The organism is Bacillus sp. Hm123 (genome assembly GCF_051842975.2).
GTDB lineage: Bacteria > Bacillota > Bacilli > Bacillales > Domibacillaceae > Bacillus_CE.
Genome location: NZ_CM200277.1, coordinates 2,594,786 through 2,614,685 on the forward strand (window position 1 = coordinate 2,594,786; position 19,900 = coordinate 2,614,685).

Here is a 19,900-nt window from a genome sequence, read left to right on the forward strand (position 1 = left end):
CAACAGGGATAGTGAACTACTAAATCCTATCAACGCTTTAAGTATATTTAAATGTTATAAGTCATATTGTAAACAAATAACGGAGAGAATGTCAATTAAGTTTTTTTAAAGTGTCAAATCAGGCGTTTTGATTATCCATATTTATACAGATTCACCCTATGAAAATTAAAGTGCGCATACAAAAAGCCCGCCATCCCGGAAGCCTAGTCCGGCGGCAGTTCACCTTCCGGGAGCCGGCGCTGAAATGAAAGACAGCTGTGTAAACATGTTCTACTTCGTGCAATCAAACAGCCATTTTTCTTATGTCTATTTACGGAGTTTTTTGGCTAATCAACACGCGTGATATTATTTTTCAACTGACTTTATTGTGAATTAAACAAGTTTATTAGCTTTGTACACTTGAAACTAGTCCCTTTAATCGTAACATCTATAAAAAGGTGTTTCTGAAGAGCTTCCATAAATTTCATTCCCACTCTTCTTTCAGGATAGCGTAATAATACTCGTCCCACCAATCATTTCCATCAGGAATACATTTCTTGAAAAACCCTTCTCTTCTCATTCCGATCTTCTCCATTACTTGGTATGATGGTATGTTTTCAGGTTGACAGGTGGCAACAATCCTATGTAAGTTTAGTTTATTGAAACCATATTCTAAGACGCCCTTAGCTGCTTCGGGAGCATATCCTCTTCTTTGAAAAGAGGGATTGAATACCCATCCAATTTCATATGTGTGATTACCAAAGTATTTATGAAAAGCTATATGTCCAATTAGGATATTTGTTTCTATCTCTACAACAGGAAAGTGTTCAGCGTGAGCACCTATGTTTTTGTTTATAAATTTTTTCGTTTCCTCTCGCGTGTGTACACCACCGGGTATATACTTCATAACGTCTTGCTTCGAGGTGTATTCATATACTGCTTCCAAATCGTCCACTTGAAATTCACGCATCAATAATCTATTTGTTCTTATATTCATTGTAAATTCTCCTTTGTAAAATCGCCGAAATGGAGCATTGGGAGCTACCTTTAATGCTGTTAATTCTTCATCGGAAATAAACTTTTGAATCAAATTCGGGAACATGGTATTCTCTTTCATAAGGACGCCTCTTCTCGTTAATGTTTGGTGGTACTTACATTTTACAAGCAGGCGGCCCTTTTTGTTGTCTGTTTATGGAAGATTATACATAATCAATACGCGTGGTGTAAAATAACACCTAAAAAAGCGACCCAATTAAGGTCGCTTTCTTCTACTGTCAATCTTCCATTGTCGATAAATCACCTGTTGGGAGGTCGAGTTCCCAAGCTTTTAACACGCGACGCATAATTTTTCCGCTACGAGTTTTCGGGAGCTTGTCACGGAATTCGATTTCGCGCGGTGCCGCATGCGCCGCTAATCCTGTTTTCACGAATTGACGAATTTCTTCCTTCAATTCATCAGAAGGCTCGTAGCCGTCCAGTAATGCGACAAACGCTTTAATGATTTCCCCACGGACAGGATCAGGTTTCCCGATGACTCCTGCTTCGGCGATCGCCGGATGCTCAAGAAGCTTGCTTTCTACTTCAAACGGACCGACACGCTCCCCCGCTGTCATAATGACATCATCGACACGCCCTTGGAACCAGAAGTAGCCGTCTTCATCCATATAAGCAGAATCTCCAGATACATACCAATCACCTGGCATAAAATAAGATTCATATTTTTCACGGTTGTTCCACACGGAAACCATCATAGATGGCCAGCCTTTTTTAATCGCTAAGTTGCCCATACGATTTGGTGGAAGTTCATTACCTTGGTCATCAACAATCGCCGCTTTCACTCCTGGAATTGGTTTCCCCATTGATCCCGGTCTAATTTCCATACAAGAGTAGTTACAAATCAGTTGTGCGCCTGTTTCCGTCATCCACCACGTATCATGAATGCGCAAATCAAACACTTTTGCTCCCCAACGAACTACTTCTGGATTCAACGGTTCTCCGACGCTTAAAATGTGGCGAAGAGCGCTTAAATCGAATTTCTTCACTAATTCATCGCCAGCACCCATCAGCATCCGAAATGCCGTTGGTGCACTATACCACACCGTTACACCATACTCCTCAAGCGTTTTGTACCAATTTTCCGGGCTAAAACGACCACCAACGACGACGTTCGTCGTCCCCGTTAACCATGGTCCGAAAATACCATAGGCTGTACCTGTCACCCAGCCCGGATCGGCTGTGCACCAATATACATCGTTCTCTTGTAAATCAAGCACCCATCTAGCTGTTTGGTATTGTTGAATCATTGCCCGATGCACATGCAAAATCCCTTTAGGCTTTCCTGTAGAACCTGATGTATAATGTAAAATCACGCCATCATCAAGATCCATCCATTCTATCTCAAAAGAACGATCTGCATTTTTCATTTTGGCGTTAAAATCAACAAACTTCCCTTCTGTTTGTACATTGTCCCCAACAAGAAAAATAGTTTCTAAAGCTGGAAGCTCGGCCACAGGGACACGCTCTAATAATTCAGGTGTTGTCACAAGCACTTTCGCTTCACTATCCTCTAAGCGATCACGAACAGCTCCTTCCATAAAGGCTTCGAATAATGGACCAACGATAGCTCCGGCTTTCATTGCCCCCAGCACAGCAAAGTAAAGCTCCGGCGATCGTGGCATAAAGACAAACACGCGCTCCCCTTTTTCAACACCGCCAAATTGCTTTAGAACATTCGCTGCCTGATTCGAGTAGTCTCTCATATGTTCAAACGTATAGCTTTCCTGACGTTCCGCATCACGATAATATAAAGCTACTTGATCTTTGCGCTCGGATATTGCATGACGGTCAATCGCTTCATAGGCAATGTTTACTTTCCCTGTTTCCGCCCAAGAAAAGTGCTGTTCTGCTTCCTTCCAATCAAAAGACGAATACACCTCATCATAGTTTTTCAGATTAAAATGCCCTGATTTCACTGTTAGCGCTTCCAACTTCATTGACCGACTCTCCTTTTTATGTAAGAATTTGTTTCTATGATACTATCATATTTGTATTTTCTCAATTTTTCAACAATTTTATTCCAAAAAAAGAAATCCCTTTTCCCACGATGTGAAAAATTAGATGAAAACGCTTTACATATCCAATTTTTATGTATAATGAAGATAGGGAAATAATCAAGGCGGTGACTAAATGGAGCATATAAAAAGGTTTCATTCAAAAGAATTAGAGACGAAAGAAGGAACGTTAATCATCGAAGGGCCTGTTTCTTCAGAATCGTTGGCAGGCATGACTTTTCATGAAGGACTCGTTGCCTTTAGACAGCCTGAACAACAACATCAAGCCATTGTAGAAATTGCTGCATTACCTGAAGGACGAATTATTATTGCTAGAGAAGGAAGCGTTATTGTTGGATATGTCACATTTCTATACCCTGATCCGTTAGAGCGCTGGTCAGAGGCCAACCTTGAAAATATGATTGAGCTAGGAGCTATTGAAGTCATTCAAAAATACCGCGGCGCTCATGTCGGGAAAAATTTATTACGCCTTTCTATGCTTGATGACGCGATGGAAGACTATATCATTATCACGACAGAATATTACTGGCACTGGGACTTGAAAGGAACAGGCCTGAATGTATGGGAATATCGAAAAATTATGGAAAAAATGATGAACGCTGGGGGATTGGAATGGTACGCAACCGATGATCCTGAAATTAGCTCTCATCCAGCTAACTGTTTGATGGTACGGATCGGCCAAAGAATCGACCAAGCATCTATTCAAAAGTTTGATCAAATTCGCTTTATGAATCGCTTTATGTATTAAATTTAAAGGAGGACGTGACTATGTTATTAGAAGAGATTATGAAATCGGAAGTACATACACTATCTCCAAACGACCAAATTGGCACCGCTTTAAACCTTTTAAGAAAACAGAAAATCCGCCATATTCCTATCGTAGATGAAACAGGGCTTCTTGTTGGTCTAGTAACGGATCGTGATGTGAAAGAAGCCACTCCATCTATTTTACAAAAAGAGACGAGTGAAAGTGAACTAAATAAACCATTAAGTCTCATTATGGAGAAAGATGTCATCACTGGTCATCCCCTTGACTTTGTTGAGGATGCAGCCGCTACATTGTATGAATATAACATTAGTTGCTTGCCTATTGTCCAAGGAGAAGAACTCGTCGGCATCATTACTGAAACAGACGTGTTACATACGTTTGTTGAGCTAACGGGAGCCAATCAAATAGGCTCAAGAATTGAGGTTAAAATACCAAACAAGACGGGCATGCTATTTGAAGTCGTCAACGTACTGAAAAAAAGACGAGCAAACATTCACAGCGTACTTGTTTATCCAGATAAACAAGACGATCAATTCAAAATTGTCGTCCTTCGTGTACGAACCATGAATCCAATCGGGGTGATTGATGATCTGAAAAAGGAAGGACATATTGTTCTATGGCCTAATATGCCCGGAGTCTCTCTATGACGAAACAAGCTGTATTTGTGCACTCGGACCAATCATTAGCTTATCGCTTTTCAGAAAGTCACCCCTTTAATCAGTTTAGACTGACGTTAACGATTGACCTATTAAAACAAATCAACGCCCTTCAAGATGAGGATATCATTCCTCCTCGTATGGCCACCGTTGAAGAACTAGAACTAGTTCATGACCCAGCATATGTGAAAGCTGTCCAACAAGCTGGACAAGGCCAGTTGTCGCTTGATGTCGCTGAAGGATACGGACTTGGCACAGAGGACACCCCCATGTTCGAAGGAATGCACGAAGCAAGTGCTTACCTTGTCGGTGGGACATTAACTGCAGCTGATGCAGTCATGCAAGGGATGGCGAAATATGCCCTTCACTTAGGAGGAGGGCTACATCATGGATTCCGTGGCAAAGCTTCAGGCTTTTGTATTTACAATGACAGCTCAGTTGCGATTAAATATTTACAAGAGAAATATAATGCGAGAGTTCTTTATATCGATACAGATGCTCATCACGGAGACGGTGTTCAATGGTCCTTTTACGATGACCCCAATGTTTGCACACTCTCGATCCATGAAACAGGTCGCTATCTTTTCCCAGGAACGGGAAATGTCAATGAACGTGGGCACGGAAAAGGCTACGGCTATTCATTCAACATCCCGCTAGATGCCTTTACCGAAGATGAATCTTGGCTAGAGGCCTATGAAACATCCATTTGGGAAGTCGCTGATTTTTTTAAACCCGATGTTATTTTAACGCAAAATGGAGCTGATTCTCATTATTTTGATCCGTTGACACATTTATCTGCTACTATGGAGATTTATCGTCAGATTCCACGAATTTCAAGAGAAATCGCGGATAAGTATTGCGAAGGACGCTGGATTGCCGTTGGTGGTGGTGGTTATGACATTTGGCGTGTCGTTCCTCGAGCTTGGTCAAGAATCTGGTTAGAAATGACTGAAAAGTCCCATTTTTCAGGCCCCTTACCAGCACAATGGCTAGAGCATTGGCAGCCGAAAGCTCCTGCTCCGCTTCCTCTTTCATGGGAAGATCCAAAAGATCTATATCCACCGATTCCGCGTAAACCGGAGATCGAAGAAAAAAACCGAATTACGTTAACTAAAGCGCTGTATCCATTACGCAAACATCCCTAGTTTCTCCCCTACAAAAAAAGCTGACTTCCCACACTTTAGCCTCTAGCATGAGTGTTAGGAAGTCAACTCTTTATTATTGACTTTCTGTATACTTCGGGTCTGTAATAATGATTTCGACTCGTCGATTTTTTTGCATATTATCAGAATTTGTATTCGGCACGAGCGGTCTTGTATCCCCGTAACCAACCGCAATAAAGCGCTTGGCGTCAATCTCGTGATTAGCGCTTAAAAAGCGAATCACACTACTAGCTCGCGCGCTAGAAAGTTCCCAGTTTGAAGGGTAATAATTATTTTTAATCGGACGATTGTCCGTATGTCCCTCTACTTTAATAATATTCGGCTTCGATTCAAGCATTTTACCGATTTGATTTAAAAAGGAATGGGCTTCATCTACCACGACAGCATCTGCCGTATTAAAAAGAATTTTCTCTTGCAAGACAAGAACGACGCCTCGTTCTGTTCGATTAGCCGTTGCGACATCCTCTAGCCCATTCTCTTTTAAATACTGTTGAACTTCTTTTGCTAGCTTATTGAGTGACTCTTCTTCTTTTTGTCCTTGCTCTTTTTTCATTTCCTCCGATGGATATTCTCCAGGAACGATGGAGGACTGATTTTCAAATGCTGCTTGTTGTCTAAATGACTGAGCTATCGCTTTAAATTTAACAATATCAATTTGCGACATCGAAAATAATAAAATAAAGAACACGAGCACGAGTGTGACAAGATCGGCAAATGTCACCATCCACTTCGGAGCACCCTTTGGCTTTTTGCGCGGACGACGTTTGGTGATCATGCTTCAACCGCCTCGCTTGAGCCTGCATTTCCACTAGCTCTTCTTTCTTCAGTTGATAAGAAGGCTGCTAACTTTTCTTGTAAAATTTTCGGGTTTTGTCCTGCTTGTACGCCGACAACTCCTTCTATGATGATCTGACGATAAAATACTTCATTTTCTGTTTTCAGTTCTAATTTCGCCGCCATCGGTAGAAACACAAGGTTAGCAAGTAGCGAGCCGTAGAAAGTAGTCAGTAGTGCCACTGCCATATTGGGTCCTAATGTTGTCGGATCATTTAAATTTTTCAACATTAAAACTAACCCAATTAACGTACCAATCATTCCCCAAGCCGGAGCATATTCTCCAGCTTTCTCCAATAAGCTTCTTCCTTTACGATGACGCTCCTCAAGAGCGACGATTTCCGCATTCATAATATCTACTAACATTTCCTGCTCAATTCCGTCTACCGCTAGTAGGATACCTTTTTTCAAAAATTCATCTTGCCCATCATTCAAGCTTGTCTCAAGTGATAATAACCCTTCACGTCGTGCCTTTTCAGACAGTTTCACGAACTGTTGAATTAATCCTTCTATATCCGTTTCCTGTTGCTGAAAAGACTGTCTCATCACCGTAAACATATGTTTAATGTCTTTCAACGGAAAATTGATTAATAAAGCAGCGGTTAATCCACCAAACACAATTAGTATAGAGGGTAAGTGCATAAAAGATGAAAACCCCTCGACACCTCCGCTTGTAATGATCGCAAAGGCTAATAAAATGAATCCGATAACAATTCCTATTGGTGTCAATGCATCAAGCTTTTTCATGGTTCCTCCCCTATTTCAAGAAAACATACTCGTATTTATCTTTAATATCGGTGGAAAACTTACTTTGTTGACCCTCTTTTTTCAATTCGATGCGGTAAAACGACAATGGAGCTTTCTACTTCTTCTTTATTCATATATTTTGTTAATAATCTCATCGCTACAGCACCGATATCATACAATGGCTGAATGACAGACGTGAGCTGCGGTCGTACCATTAAAGACAAGCGCGAGCTATCAAAGCTAATGATTTCAATATCCTCTGGAATATTCACTCCACTATCCTGTGCTCCATGAACAACCCCTAGTGCCATTTCATCATTATTAACGAATACAGCTGTTGGTTGAGACGACAACTGCTGAATCTTGTTCCATGCTTCCAATCCAGAATCGTACGTATAATCACCTTCAATGATGAAGCCTTCTTCCACCGGCAGGCCGGCTTCTAGGAGCGCCTTCTTATACCCTTTCATAACATACTCTTTGTTAATCGTATCATTTAAAGGACTCGCAACGTAGGCGATCTGCTTATGCCCTTCATCAATGAGTAGCTTCACCGCATCATAAGCAGCTTCTTCGTAATTCGTATTGACAGAAGGGATCTGTCCAGACATTTCAACCGACCCAGCTAATACAACCGGCACAGGTGAGCGTTTAAATTCTTCTACATGCTCCTCTGTAATTTGGCCTCCCATAAATACAAGACCATCCACTTGCTTGCCTAACATCGTATTAATTAAGTGCAACTCTTTATCTTTATTTTGATCGGAATTACTTAAAATAATATTGTACTTATACATTGTGGCAATATCTTCAATTCCCCTCGCTAATTCCGCATAAAAAATATTCGAAATATCAGGGATGATGACCCCAACCGTCGTCGTTTTCTTGCTAGCGAGTCCGCGCGCGACCGCATTCGGGCGATAACCAAGTCGCTCAATCACATCAAGTACTTTCTTTCTTGTTGCAGGTTTCACATTCGGGTTCCCGTTAACTACCCGAGAAACTGTCGCCATTGATACATTGGCCTCTCTTGCTACATCGTATATAGTCACATTCATAATTTTCAACATTCTCCTTTAAACATTCTATCTTCTCTATATTAACGAAAAAAAACTCCTGTGAAAACACAGGAGTTACGCTTTTACAGGAATTGCTCTCATAATTTCCTTATAAAATTCATCAAATTGTTGCAAATTCATTTGTTGAGCAGAGTCAGACAATGCTACAGCTGGGTCTGGATGCACCTCTGCCATCACACCATCAGCACCGATCGCAAGGGCTGCTTTAGCTGTTGGAATGAGCAAATCACGTCTACCTGTTGAATGAGTCACATCAACAAACACTGGTAAATGCGTTTCTTGCTTCAAAATTGGTACCGCTGAAATATCCAACGTATTTCTCGTTGCACGCTCGTACGTACGAATACCACGTTCACAAAGCATAATTTGATCGTTTCCGCGAGAGATAATGTACTCTGCTGCGTTAATAAATTCTTCAATCGTTGCCGCTAAACCACGTTTTAATAATACCGGCTTTTTCACTTCTCCAGCCGCTTTCAACAATTCAAAGTTTTGCATGTTGCGGGCACCGATTTGAATGACGTCAATGTAGTCACAAGCAAGCTCAATATCGGCCGGGTTGACGATTTCACTAACAACCGCTAAATCGAATTCATCTGCGACTCTCTTCAAAATTTTCAAACCTTCTACACCAAGACCTTGGAAGTCATAAGGAGAAGTACGTGGTTTGAAAGCACCTCCGCGAATGAGCTTCAACCCTTTATCTTTAATCGATTGCGCCACTTGCGCCACTTGCTCATACGATTCTACCGCACAAGGACCAAACACAAACGTTGGTGCTCCTTTACCAACCTCTTCTCCACGAATTTCCACGATTGTATCTTCCGGTTTCTTTTTACGAGACACAAGCAGTGCTTTGCGGTGGTCATCTTGTTGTAGCTCAAGCCCTGCTTTAAAGATTTGCTTGAACAAATGCTCAACTGTAGATGTTTCAAACGGTCCCTCGTTGCTTTCAATGATCGTATTTAACATCGCTCGCTCGCGAACGGGATCATAACGATTAACTCCCTGCTTTTCTTTCACACGGCCAATCTCTTGAACTAGCTTAGCACGTTCACTAATTAATTTTAGTAGCTCCACATTCATCTCATCTACACGTTGTCTCAACTGATCTAACTCTTGGTTACTCATTTTTTCTCATCCTTCCCTCTAGCTGATTTCTCAATTTTCAAATAACTAACATTTAAATGATCCTATCAACCAATCACAGCTCCTTTTTATGAAAGAATCGTAAAAGATCGTATTAGAATGGATCGTTTTGTTATATATTTTATATATTAGGGACTATTATAAAACAAAGATATTAAAATGTCACGAAAAAGTTGCTTCAATTGTTAAACGCTTTTAAGCATTAAAGTGAAAAAGTAAAAATTTAAAAAGCAGGTGATTCATTTTGGTTCAATCCAATCGTATATTTTCTTTAGATATCGGTACGCGATCCGTTGTCGGCATGATTCTCGAACAAGAGGGAGATCAATTTCATGTTCTTGATATGATAATGTATGAGCATAAAAAACGTTCCATGCTCGATGGCCAAATTCAAGACATTCCCTCCGTCGCAGCGATCATTACCAAAATTAAAGTAGAGTTGGAAGAAAAGCATGGTCCATTAACGAAAGCTTGTGTGGCCGCTGCTGGGCGAGCGTTACAAACGGAAACATCTCAAACGACCATTCAAGTAGCCGGGAAACCGATGACACATGACGATGTGCTTCACCTCGAACTATCTGCCGTTCAAGAAGCACAAGTAAAAGCCGCAAAAAACCAGCAACTTGACCAGCATCGCCACTACTACTGCGTCGGCTATTCCGTTCTTTATTATCGATTAGACGGAGATGAAATTGCCAGTTTAATAGATCAACAAGGTACGGAAGCCTCCGTCGAAATCATTGCGACCTTTTTGCCGCGTGTCGTCGTCGAATCATTAATTGCTGCGTTAGGGAGAGCAGATTTAGAAATAGAAGCATTGACGTTAGAACCAATCGCCGCTATTCACGTTCTCGTTCCGCCATCGATGCGCCGCTTAAATATTGCTCTTGTAGATATTGGAGCCGGCACCTCTGATATCGCTATCACTAATTCTGGAACGGTTATTTCTTATGGGATGGTACCGATTGCTGGGGATGAAATTACCGAAGCGTTAAGCGATCATTTTTTACTTGATTTCCCAATCGCTGAACGAGTGAAACGAGAGTTAGAAACAGAAGAGACGATTAAAATAACAGATATATTAGGCTTTGAAACATCATTCGCAAAAAACGAAGTATTAGATCAAATTCATGAAGCAGTCAACCGATTAGCGGATGCAATTCATCAAGAAATCATTCGATTAAATAACGGAAATGCACCACAAGCGGTGATGATGGTTGGAGGTGGAAGTTTAACTCCGGGGCTACGTCAGCTATTAGCGGAAAAGCTCGGACTAGCGAACAATCGTGTGGCCATTAGAGGCACGGATGCGATTAATGAGCTAACAATGGCTGACGAAATTGTTCACGCTCCAACACTCGTTACACCGATTGGAATCGCGATTACATCGAAACAACGACCGCTGCAATACAAAACAATTTATGTGAATGAACAGCCCGTTCGCCTGTTTGAGTTAAACAAGCTAACAGCCGGAGATTGTTTATTAGCAGCTGGATTAAAGATCAATCAATTGTATGGAAAGCCTGGTCTTGCGATGATGGTGACGTACAACGGTCAATTATTAACGATTCCGGGAAAATATGGTCAACCACCTATTTTAACAAAAAATGGACAACCGTGCCGATTTGATGAAATCGTCCATCACCATGATAAGCTTGAGATTACGAAAGGAGAAGATGGACAATCCGCAAGTGTACAACTCAAGGAATTGCTAGAGAGCACGACGAGCATTCAAGTCACTTTAAACGATGAAACGGTCGAAGTTCCTTTATCTATTGTTGTTAACGAAAAAGAAGCAAGCTTATCTTCGGACCTTGTTGATGGTGATCTCATCGAAGCTCGCTATCCATCCATCGCTGAATGGCTACCTTCACAACAGAAACAGCCTTGGCTTGATGAATTGTCGCCATTTTCTGTTGTGATTAATCATAAAAAAACATATTTCCCCTCTCTATCTGCCAAAATCCGAGTAAACGGACGAGAGGAAAAGCTATCTCAGCCTCTTCAAGACGGCTCGACGATCGAATGGGTCCCTGCCCCGAAACGAACAGTAGCTAATATTGCTGCCTTAAAACAAATGTCATTCGAGCAATCGATTACTGTTTTCTTTAACGGCAAAGAAATGACGCTTACAAAGGAAGCATCACGTTTTTATCGGAATGGGGACCTTCTACAGCCAGATGATGTAGTCCATGCTGGAGATGAATTGATCGTGGAAACCGCTCAAACGCAAGGATTTATTTTTCAAGATTTGTTCCGTCATGTCGATATCGCCATCCCTAAGCAAGAGGGAAAAACGTTTCATATTTTAAAAAATAATGAAGCAACCACTTTTTACGAACCGATTCTTCCTGGAGATCAGCTTGAAATTAAATGGGAGATGATTAAGCAATAAAGTGAAACTTCAATCAGTGGGGGTTTTCTTCATCCCCCACTGATTGTTAGTTGAACCAATCGGGCTTTTACGGGCTGTTGATCTCCCACCCACACGTCTCCGCTTTTTCTGCCCTGTTGAGGTGGGAGTCTTACAGCCCGTTAATGCGGGGTAAAGTGAACGTCTGTTTATTCTAAAAAACGGCGATGGAGCTGTCCAGAAAGTCCGGTTTCACTGATTTTCTGGATGCTTTTTTCACCTTATGAGCAATTTCTTCGACTTTTTGGACATCCTGATCGCCGTTTTTACTTATATTTGCTTCAATTGCTGCTTTGTAATTCTCCAATGGGACTCATTCCAAACTGGTTTTCCATCTTGAAAGAGAAATGCTTGTGGAGATTGATGAGTAATCATACATTTGTCCGCAATATAGTTTGAAAGCTCCCTTGCCTCCTGCACGACTAAATAATAACCATTCTCTTCAGGTGTCTCCGTTAAAAATGATTGAAATTCATCATAGGCTTTACTGCTAACTGGACATGTTATGCTGTGTTTTAACAAGAAAAAGCGCTTATTCTCTTTGAGCAATTTTTCAAACTCTGTAATTTCTACTATATGATCCATTTTTGTCACCTTTCTTTCCATCGAAGTCATTGACTTTTATTATACTTGTTACAATAAAAAAATAAAAACAGCGAGGAGAACTCGCCGTTTTCATTTTATTGATCTGCTTTATTTTCATTATCAGCTGAAGTTGTTTGCTGAACTGTTTTTTCTGTATTGTCAAAGGCTTTTTTCGTTTCTTCTAGCTTTTCTGTAACAGTAGCTGCTGCTTCCTGCAACGCCTCTTGTGGCTCGCTCACTTCTGCTACTTCATCAGCTTCTTTTACTTGTTGATTGCTTGTTGGAGATAAATTTTTCACTTTTTCCATCACGACGTTCGATTGCTCTTGAACAACCTTCGTTAAACCCGCTGTTTTGTCCTTTACCTCAGCCGCCATGTCGTAGCCCTTCACTCGCGCGATATCTTTCCAATCACTTGCACGCTCTTTTAAGAAGTCAGTTTGAACATTAAGGTCTTCACGAAGTTCCTTACCAGATTTCGGTGCTAAAAATAAAGCAGTAGCCGCACCGACCATTCCTCCGATTAACGCCCCGATTAAAAAGTCTTTCGTATTCATGCTACCATCGTCATAATTCGGGTTTGCTTCATAATTTTCATAGTTTAGATTCTTCTTGTTCATGACCGTCATCTCCTTTTAATTAATGGCTTACTTGGCGCTCTTTAGTAGCCTTCACCAAGGCCTCATTTTTCATTGACACAGGTGATTGTTCTTTTCTTTCTTTAAACTTATCAACCATTTGTTTAACGACACTTCCCCATTGTACCGCTTGAGAAATTTTGTGTTGATTCTTCTCTAGTCCAGAAGCCACATTGGTCGTCACATTTTTAACTGATTGATTTAATTGTTGTACCGATGAACCAACATCCTTCACTGCATAAAAAACCGTATTTAATTGTTCCGTTTTTTTCTGGATATCTTCAGCTAACACGTTTGTTTTATGTAGTAATTCTGTTGTTTCTGACGTCACACCTTGCATTTGCCCCTCTAAACGATCCACCGTTCTAGACAGGCTATCCAAAGTTTTGTCCACCGATTTCAATGTTTTTGACACATTCAAAACAAGAATGAAAAAAGCAATTGCCGCCACCGCAGCACTTAAATATAAAATAATTTCCATTCCGTGACACCTCCTACGATTGTTATATTCATGAAGTTACCCCACTGAAAAAAGAATAAACCTACTCCACAAAAACTACTTCGACACCACCAACAAAAAATCCTTCTAGAAATAAAGAAAAGCGGAAGACGCTGTTTAGCGACGTATGGACTGAAACGATCCCGCACGAAAAAACGAAAAAGGCTACTAGAATCAATCTAGCAGCCTTTAACAACTTCTCTTTACGCTTTAGCTATCGAGCTTTCATAAGCCGCTTGGAATTTTTGAATATCTCCCGCTCCCATAAAGATGAGCACACTTTCTTGATGCTCATTCAATAGAGAAATCGTTTCTTCTTTAATTAACTTAGCACCTGAGATTTTCTGCTGTAAATCTTCAATCGATAGCTTCCCGTGATTCTCACGAGCAGAACCAAAAATATCGCATAAATAAACAGCATCCGCTCCACTCAAGCTATCAGCGAAGTCCGCTAAAAACGTCTGAGTTCTTGAGAATGTATGCGGTTGGAAAACCGCTACAATTTCTCGGTCAGGATATTTTTGTCTAGCCGAATTGATCGTCGCTTTAATTTCTGTCGGGTGATGAGCATAATCATCGATTAAAACTTGAGTACCGATCTTTTTTTCCGAAAAGCGACGCTTCACTCCTTCAAACGTTAACAAGCGAGCCTTGACGATCTCTGTATCAATTTCTTCATACTGACAAAGAGCAATCACAGCTAAAGCATTTAAAATATTATGGTCACCAAACATCGGAATTTTAAACGTAGCATAGAACGTATTGCGAACAAACACATCAAACGTCGTCCCTGCTGCATCACGCTCTACATTTCGCGCTTGGAAATCATTCTCCTCGGCGAACCCATAAAATACGACCGGCACTTTCGCTTGAATCCCTTGCAAATGCTCATCATCGCCACAAGCAAAAATCGCTTTCTTGACCTGCATAGCCATCTCTTGGAAGGCTGAACAAACATCAGCCACATCGGCAAAGTAATCAGGGTGATCAAAATCAATATTTGTCATAATCGCATAATCTGGATAATAGGATAAAAAGTGACGACGATATTCGCATGCTTCAAACACAAAATATTGCTCGTCGTTTTCTCCTCTTCCCGTACCATCCCCGATCAAAAACGAAGTGGGCTTCGCTCCGCTGACGACATGAGATAGCAAACCTGTTGTCGATGTTTTGCCATGCGCTCCTGTAATCGCCACGCTAATGCTTTGCTCCATGAATTCGCCTAAAAATTGGTGATAGCGAATTACGGGAATACCTAATTCATTTGCTCTAGCCACTTCTTCATGGTCATCCGGAAATGCATTCCCTACAATCACCTTCATACCTAGCTGAATATTATCAGCATGAAAAGGAAAAATAGGGATGCCTGCTTCTTCTAGAGCTTGTTGTGTAAAAAAATATTTATCTACATCTGAACCTTGCACTCGCTCTCCTTTATCATGAAGCACTTGTGCTAGGGCGCTCATACCTGAGCCTTTAATTCCTACAAAATGATAGGTTGTCATAATAGAACCTCCAACATTCGTCTATCCGTAAGCATTATATGTTAATAGCGCCTTTTTGCTCTATATAGACGACGGACAGTAAACTTTCACAGTAAATTATTATATCACTTTTTTCTGTTGATGACTATGCACAGGAAAAACAAATAATGTAAATATTAAAACTCTACCTTCTCTAGGCGAGGATTTGGACGATAACGTCGACCGGCCTTCGCCTGTGCTTTTCCGTTCAACATTACAAGATCGCCGGTAAAGCCAATATGTATTTTCAATAAACTGCTTCCTACACCATACATATCAACAGGAACACCTTGCTTTTCAAATTCCAGAATGCGACTTTCATTGAATCCACCAGAAACAACAATTTTCACGTGATGGAACCCTTCTTCGTCTAATGCACGGCGCAACGCAAAAATCAATTCAGCGTTGACCCCGCGTGGGTCAAACGTTCCTAACATCTCTTGATTTCTAAGGAAGTATTGATCGATCAATGTTCTTGACGTATCAACACGAACACCTTTTAACTTCGCACCGAACTCCCTAGCAACTTTCAGCGAGTCAGTAATCACATCATTATTATAATCCACAAGAGTAATTAACTCATCCTCAGGGAATGTTTCTTCATAAGCTCTCGTTGCCGCCACAATATCGCCATTAAACAATTGAATTAAGGCGTGCGGCATCGTCCCCATGCCTTCTTTGCCCCACCATTCATTCATCGCGTGTGTCGCTTGAGCCGTAGAGCCGCCAATGTAAGCAGCATAGCCATCTCCAGCCTGCTGCATGAAATGATCGTCACGGTCGCCCATAAAAATAACCGGCTTTTGTTTACCTGAAAGCTCGGCTGCTTTTTTCACATTATACACACTTGTTGCTACGGACGTTCTGCGCGCCAAAATGCCGTCGATCATCCCTTCTAAATAACCAAATTCTTGATAAGGGCCTGTGATCGTTAAAACGGTTTCAAATGGACGAATTTTATCGCCATCTTTTAATGAATGAATCTCTAACGTTTCTGGATGATCGGAAAATTCATGAATTAAAGCAATGACTTCATCCGTCCCGCAAAGAACGGCCTCACTCTTTTGAAAAAACTGCATAGTGACAATATTGTCTTTATGATATTTATTGGCAAGTTCACGCGTTTTTAAAAAATAAACAGCAGAAAACCAACCTTCCTTGACTCGCTCGTCAAATTTAAACGTACGATTTGTTAATCGTTTAATCTTCCCTTGCATCTTCCACTCGATTTCTTTCATTTGCTAAAAGCTCCCTCGTATTCACTAGTTCTCTCTTTTCTAATTCATACTGCTGAAAGACAGAGTGAACCTTGGTTCACTCTGTTATAGTCTGTTAGATACAAGTAAAGAATACCATGTATTATCATATTGTACTAGTGTCATTTATTGTTTGTAATTCTTCTTCCGATACGAGGACTTCTCGCGGTTTTCCGGCCCGTTGTTCAGATACAAACCCTTGTGTTTCCATCATCTCCATTAAACGTGCTGCACGATTGTAGCCGATTTTAAAATGCCTTTGTAAAAGCGAAGTCGATGCGCCCCCTTGATGAACGATAAACTCACACGCTTCCGGGAACAGCTCATCTTCCGTCTCTTGCACTTGCGCTTTCTTCAACAACTCTTCCTGCTTAAATAAATAGTTTGGTTGCTGTTCTTTACGCACATGCTCAACGACCGCATCAATTTCATCATCGGATACGAACGTCCCTTGCAGACGAACGGTTTCTGAAGAGCCGTTGTTTAAAAATAGCATATCGCCGCGACCTAATAATTTTTCCGCTCCACCGCTGTCAATAATGGTACGTGAATCGACTTGAGAAGAAACAGAAAAAGCGATGCGCGTCGGGATATTCGCTTTAATCAGTCCTGTGATCACATCTACACTCGGTCGCTGCGTCGCAACAATTAAATGAATCCCACAGGCGCGAGCTTTTTGAGCAATACGACAAATCGCTTCTTCGACATCGACTGGCGACATCATCATTAAATCTGCCAACTCATCAATAATGATCACGATAAACGGAAGATGCTCACTTTTGTTTCCTAGCTTCTCGGCTTTTTCATTAAACTTAGTGATATCACGAACACCAGCATGAACAAATAATTCATAGCGGCGCTCCATTTCTTCCACTGCCCATTTTAATGCTGCCGTTGCCGCTTTGACATCGGTAATAACCGGACTCACTAAATGAGGGATACCGTTATATGGAGCTAACTCAACCATTTTCGGGTCGATTAACAATAGCTTTAACTCATGTGGGGCTGCTTTATACAGCAAGCTCACAAGAATCGAGTTAATACATACACTTTTTCCTGAGCCTGTTGCTCCAGCAATCAAGCCATGTGGCATCTTCTTCAAGTCCAGTACGACTGGGTCACCGGAAATGTTTAATCCAAGCACCGAGGTAAGCGGAGAAGGATTGTCATTAAACTCCTCGCTTTTAATGATTTCACTAATTAACACCGGACGGCTTTCCTTGTTCGGTACTTCGATCCCAATCACTTGAGTGCCTGGGATCGGTGCTTCAATCCGAAGATTACGAGCAGCTAAGCTTAGTTTAATATCATCGGATAGATTGGTAATTTTACTCACTTTCACGCCTGGCTCTGGCTCAACCTCAAATCGAGTAACCGATGGGCCAACAGTAACATTGACGACGGAGGCTTTCACATTGAAGTTTTTAAACGTTTCATTCAGCACATGACTTTGATGTTCAACCCATTCATGACTCACCTCTTGATACGAAGGCGGCTGTAAATAAGAAACCTTTGGAAAAACATAATGCTCTGCCGTTGTCTCTACTTCTATTTGTTCAACTTCTTCTTGCGGTTTAACAGGCTGAACAGGGGCCAATGGTGGCGCCTCCTCAACTTCAGAAGTAACTGGAGGTGCAGTGACAGCTACTTTTGCCTGTTCCTGTTTATCTCTCCACAAATCGCGGTCTTGCTTGGACATAATGACATTAAACGGCGTTTGTCTTCGGCGCTGTTTTCGTTCCTCAGCACGAGACTGAGCTTTCTCACTTGGTAATTTTCCTTCTTTGTTAGAGCTAGGGGCCGGTAACTCGGCTTGTTCTTCTTGACTTACTTCAGGCTCTTCCAACACAGGAGCAGGAGTTTCATCATTTGAGACAAGTGGTGGCGCTGGTTGCTCTACCTCAACTTGTGACCGATCTTTTTCTACTTTTAGCGGCTCCTCTATGCGAGTATCAACTTCCTCATTGGCGATAACTTCAGATGGTGGTCGCTCCTCCATTTTTATTTCTTCTTGCTTAACAGGTGGTGCTGGTGGTAAGAAATCTCTCTTCGCTTCGATATCAAATGCTTTTTTCTTGTCTTCCTCTTTAAACAACAGCAATGGCTCTTCTTTCGCTACTTGCTGTTGCATCGGCTCCTGCTGAGTAACAGGCTCGATGATTTCTTCTTCTTTGCTAGGCCGTTCTTTAAATCCATAAATCGGCGATGGAATCTCTGTTGGTCTAAACGGTCGATTAGACACTCGACTCTCATAATTGGTCGATTCACCTACTGAATAAGACGGCCTTGCCTTTGCTTTTGGCGTCTCCTCTCGAAACGGCTCTCGTGACACTCGCTCTCGTTTCGGACGAGGCCATTCATTGGAGTATGCTGGAAAACGAAACTCCCTCGACGGGTATTGATATGTCACCTTTGTCACCATTTCAGGCCCGTCTGTTTGTTTCAGCTTAAGCGGAACGAACGCTCGCTTCTCTTCCTTTTTCGGCGGTTCTGGCGCTTTTTCTTTAACTTCTTCTTTCGGATCTTCTTTTGTCTCTTCTATCGTTTCTTCTTCATCTATTTCAATTTCAATTTCTTCTCGGAACAATCCCATAAATTTTTTAAACAAACTCAAGCTCATCACTCTTTCTATGTAAAGAATCACTTTATATTTTAACAGTTTTCTTTTCTTTTTCGATAGAGAATTTAGAGCCATTGAGTCTTTTAGCCTACTAAAACAACTCGCTTATTGCTTCGTGCGACCTTTCGCCATAATAAAGATCGGCTCCAATTGACCATTCTCATACAGAAAAGAAAGAGCTGTTACTGGTATATGACCATTCGTGAAGAAGCTCATCGTCATTTGCGCTAACACATCATAACCTGTTTCATTGCGGATATCGCCAATAATGAGCACATCTCCGTGAGGAACTGACACCGTCATCTCCCCTTCGATTTGCTCACTCATACCCTTCAAGAATTTATCATTTAACAACCGACTCGCATCGTACCCATCATTTGTATTTAAAAAATAAAACACATTTCCAGCTACTGTATCTTTTTTCATCTCTGTTGATAACGAGCGTAAATTAAAGCGAGCCATTTCGCGAATGCTGTCTGCGCTCCAATTTTCTTTTTTCATTAAGCTTTCATCAATTAGACGATACGTATTGCCAAGATCGAGTGCGTAATAAATTCTCGTCTCTGCTGTGTGATCATCCATCAAGAACGGCATTCCCTCCGCCGCTTCTTTCGGAAATGAAGTCGAACGAATCACTGGAAAAATTCGCTTTTCCTGCTGTGCTAAAGAGGGGATTTTCCCCATAACAGCTAGCGCTTCTTCTACGTAATAGACGACTTCGTCAATCGCTTTTTCTTGATGCTGCTTCCACTTCGCTACAATGCCTGGCAAAGAGATCGTGATCCCTTTCTTCGTATCTACGTTTTCAATTCTTAATTCGTCCTTTTCTCGATCGTAAGAGAAAGAACGCTCCTTCCCTTGAAGTCTCTCTTCAAGCATTCGTTTTAATTTGATTGAATCCATATTTGACTCCCTC

The 19,900-nt window shown here is 41.3% G+C and carries 17 protein-coding genes and 1 other annotated feature (1 of these 18 only partly in view); of the genes, 4 read left to right on the top strand and 13 right to left on the bottom strand.

Features of this window, described 5'->3' with window-relative positions:
• Window positions 1–42, bottom strand: a binding site (T-box leader) (it extends 176 nt beyond the left edge of the window).
• Window positions 43–463: 421 nt separating this feature from the next.
• Complete coding sequence (locus ACSVDJ_RS13520; protein WP_439170031.1) at window positions 464–976, bottom strand: GNAT family N-acetyltransferase; 513 nt, start codon at window positions 974–976, stop codon at window positions 464–466.
• A gap of 277 nt (window positions 977–1,253) precedes the next feature.
• Window positions 1,254–2,972: an acetate--CoA ligase gene (gene acsA / locus ACSVDJ_RS13525; RefSeq protein WP_439169835.1), complete on the bottom strand. Its 1,719-nt coding sequence runs from the start codon at window positions 2,970–2,972 to the stop codon at window positions 1,254–1,256.
• Window positions 2,973–3,165: 193 nt separating this feature from the next.
• On the opposite strand from acsA, the gene ACSVDJ_RS13530 reads away from it, so the two are divergent.
• Genes ACSVDJ_RS13530 through ACSVDJ_RS13540 form a run of 3 tightly spaced genes read left to right on the top strand, consistent with a single transcriptional unit; the run spans window position 3,166 to window position 5,620 of the window.
• Window positions 3,166–3,798 carry a GNAT family N-acetyltransferase gene (locus tag ACSVDJ_RS13530; RefSeq protein WP_439169834.1) on the top strand — a complete coding sequence of 211 codons (633 nt, stop codon included), beginning with the start codon at window positions 3,166–3,168 and terminating at the stop codon, window positions 3,796–3,798.
• 20 nt (window positions 3,799–3,818) lie between these two features.
• On the top strand, window positions 3,819–4,466 hold the full coding sequence (locus ACSVDJ_RS13535; RefSeq protein WP_439169833.1) for an acetoin utilization AcuB family protein: 648 nt from the start codon (window positions 3,819–3,821) through the stop codon (window positions 4,464–4,466).
• Entirely contained in the window at window positions 4,463–5,620 is a 1,158-nt protein-coding gene (locus ACSVDJ_RS13540; RefSeq protein ID WP_439169832.1) for an acetoin utilization protein AcuC, read from the top strand. The genes ACSVDJ_RS13535 and ACSVDJ_RS13540 overlap by 4 nt, the downstream gene beginning before the upstream one ends.
• A gap of 73 nt (window positions 5,621–5,693) precedes the next feature.
• Here ACSVDJ_RS13540 and motS read toward each other — a convergent pair whose 3' ends face one another.
• The 4 genes from motS to ACSVDJ_RS13560 all read right to left on the bottom strand — a co-directional run bounded on the left by motS (window position 5,694) and on the right by ACSVDJ_RS13560 (window position 9,429).
• Entirely contained in the window at window positions 5,694–6,413 is a 720-nt protein-coding gene (gene motS / locus ACSVDJ_RS13545; RefSeq protein WP_439169831.1) for a flagellar motor protein MotS, read from the bottom strand.
• Window positions 6,410–7,219 (bottom strand): flagellar motor protein MotP, encoded by an 810-nt coding sequence (motP, locus tag ACSVDJ_RS13550; RefSeq protein ID WP_439169830.1) that lies wholly within the window; start codon window positions 7,217–7,219, stop codon window positions 6,410–6,412. The genes motS and motP overlap by 4 nt, the downstream gene beginning before the upstream one ends.
• A gap of 59 nt (window positions 7,220–7,278) precedes the next feature.
• Window positions 7,279–8,277: a catabolite control protein A gene (gene ccpA / locus ACSVDJ_RS13555; protein WP_439170030.1), complete on the bottom strand. Its 999-nt coding sequence runs from the start codon at window positions 8,275–8,277 to the stop codon at window positions 7,279–7,281.
• A gap of 75 nt (window positions 8,278–8,352) precedes the next feature.
• Window positions 8,353–9,429 carry a bifunctional 3-deoxy-7-phosphoheptulonate synthase/chorismate mutase gene (locus ACSVDJ_RS13560; protein WP_439169829.1) on the bottom strand — a complete coding sequence of 359 codons (1,077 nt, stop codon included), beginning with the start codon at window positions 9,427–9,429 and terminating at the stop codon, window positions 8,353–8,355.
• Window positions 9,430–9,691: 262 nt separating this feature from the next.
• Between ACSVDJ_RS13560 and ACSVDJ_RS13565 the strand changes: the two genes are divergently transcribed.
• Window positions 9,692–11,842 (top strand): cell division protein FtsA, encoded by a 2,151-nt coding sequence (locus tag ACSVDJ_RS13565; RefSeq protein ID WP_439169828.1) that lies wholly within the window; start codon window positions 9,692–9,694, stop codon window positions 11,840–11,842.
• A gap of 288 nt (window positions 11,843–12,130) precedes the next feature.
• Here ACSVDJ_RS13565 and ytxJ read toward each other — a convergent pair whose 3' ends face one another.
• From ytxJ to ACSVDJ_RS13600, 7 genes are all read right to left on the bottom strand, one after another.
• Window positions 12,131–12,445: a bacillithiol system redox-active protein YtxJ gene (gene ytxJ, locus ACSVDJ_RS13570; RefSeq protein ID WP_518619080.1), complete on the bottom strand. Its 315-nt coding sequence runs from the start codon at window positions 12,443–12,445 to the stop codon at window positions 12,131–12,133.
• 95 nt (window positions 12,446–12,540) lie between these two features.
• Entirely contained in the window at window positions 12,541–13,065 is a 525-nt protein-coding gene (locus ACSVDJ_RS13575) for a YtxH domain-containing protein (RefSeq protein WP_439169826.1), read from the bottom strand.
• Window positions 13,066–13,084: 19 nt separating this feature from the next.
• The gene (locus ACSVDJ_RS13580; RefSeq protein WP_439169825.1) at window positions 13,085–13,564 is read right to left on the bottom strand and encodes a DUF948 domain-containing protein; all 480 of its coding nucleotides are present in this window, start codon (window positions 13,562–13,564) and stop codon (window positions 13,085–13,087) included.
• Between the two features lie 221 nt (window positions 13,565–13,785).
• Entirely contained in the window at window positions 13,786–15,090 is a 1,305-nt protein-coding gene (murC, locus tag ACSVDJ_RS13585; RefSeq protein ID WP_439169824.1) for a UDP-N-acetylmuramate--L-alanine ligase, read from the bottom strand.
• Window positions 15,091–15,245: 155 nt separating this feature from the next.
• Window positions 15,246–16,346: a nicotinate phosphoribosyltransferase gene (locus tag ACSVDJ_RS13590; protein WP_439169823.1), complete on the bottom strand. Its 1,101-nt coding sequence runs from the start codon at window positions 16,344–16,346 to the stop codon at window positions 15,246–15,248.
• A 124-nt stretch (window positions 16,347–16,470) separates the two neighbouring features.
• Window positions 16,471–18,978 carry a DNA translocase FtsK gene (locus ACSVDJ_RS13595; RefSeq protein WP_518619084.1) on the bottom strand — a complete coding sequence of 836 codons (2,508 nt, stop codon included), beginning with the start codon at window positions 18,976–18,978 and terminating at the stop codon, window positions 16,471–16,473.
• Between the two features lie 111 nt (window positions 18,979–19,089).
• Window positions 19,090–19,887, bottom strand: a complete 798-nt coding sequence (locus ACSVDJ_RS13600; protein WP_439169822.1) for a DUF1444 domain-containing protein — start codon at window positions 19,885–19,887, stop codon at window positions 19,090–19,092.
• Window positions 19,888–19,900 lie beyond the last annotated feature (13 nt).

Bases quoted from the DNA above. Each gene is read 5' to 3' on its own strand.
- ccpA (WP_439170030.1), bottom strand. From the start codon at position 8,277: ATGAATGTGACTATATACGATGTAGCAAGAGAGGCCAATGTATCAATG.
- ACSVDJ_RS13535 (WP_439169833.1), top strand. From the start codon at position 3,819: ATGTTATTAGAAGAGATTATGAAATCGGAAGTACATACACTATCTCCA.
- ACSVDJ_RS13590 (WP_439169823.1), bottom strand. From the start codon at position 16,346: ATGAAAGAAATCGAGTGGAAGATGCAAGGGAAGATTAAACGATTAACA.
- murC (WP_439169824.1), bottom strand. From the start codon at position 15,090: ATGACAACCTATCATTTTGTAGGAATTAAAGGCTCAGGTATGAGCGCC.
- ACSVDJ_RS13560 (WP_439169829.1), bottom strand. From the start codon at position 9,429: ATGAGTAACCAAGAGTTAGATCAGTTGAGACAACGTGTAGATGAGATG.
- ACSVDJ_RS13580 (WP_439169825.1), bottom strand. From the start codon at position 13,564: ATGGAAATTATTTTATATTTAAGTGCTGCGGTGGCGGCAATTGCTTTT.
- ACSVDJ_RS13520 (WP_439170031.1), bottom strand. From the start codon at position 976: ATGAATATAAGAACAAATAGATTATTGATGCGTGAATTTCAAGTGGAC.
- motS (WP_439169831.1), bottom strand. From the start codon at position 6,413: ATGATCACCAAACGTCGTCCGCGCAAAAAGCCAAAGGGTGCTCCGAAG.
- ACSVDJ_RS13600 (WP_439169822.1), bottom strand. From the start codon at position 19,887: ATGGATTCAATCAAATTAAAACGAATGCTTGAAGAGAGACTTCAAGGG.
- motP (WP_439169830.1), bottom strand. From the start codon at position 7,219: ATGAAAAAGCTTGATGCATTGACACCAATAGGAATTGTTATCGGATTC.
- acsA (WP_439169835.1), bottom strand. From the start codon at position 2,972: ATGAAGTTGGAAGCGCTAACAGTGAAATCAGGGCATTTTAATCTGAAA.
- ACSVDJ_RS13540 (WP_439169832.1), top strand. From the start codon at position 4,463: ATGACGAAACAAGCTGTATTTGTGCACTCGGACCAATCATTAGCTTAT.
- ytxJ (WP_518619080.1), bottom strand. From the start codon at position 12,445: ATGGATCATATAGTAGAAATTACAGAGTTTGAAAAATTGCTCAAAGAG.
- ACSVDJ_RS13530 (WP_439169834.1), top strand. From the start codon at position 3,166: ATGGAGCATATAAAAAGGTTTCATTCAAAAGAATTAGAGACGAAAGAA.
- ACSVDJ_RS13575 (WP_439169826.1), bottom strand. From the start codon at position 13,065: ATGAACAAGAAGAATCTAAACTATGAAAATTATGAAGCAAACCCGAAT.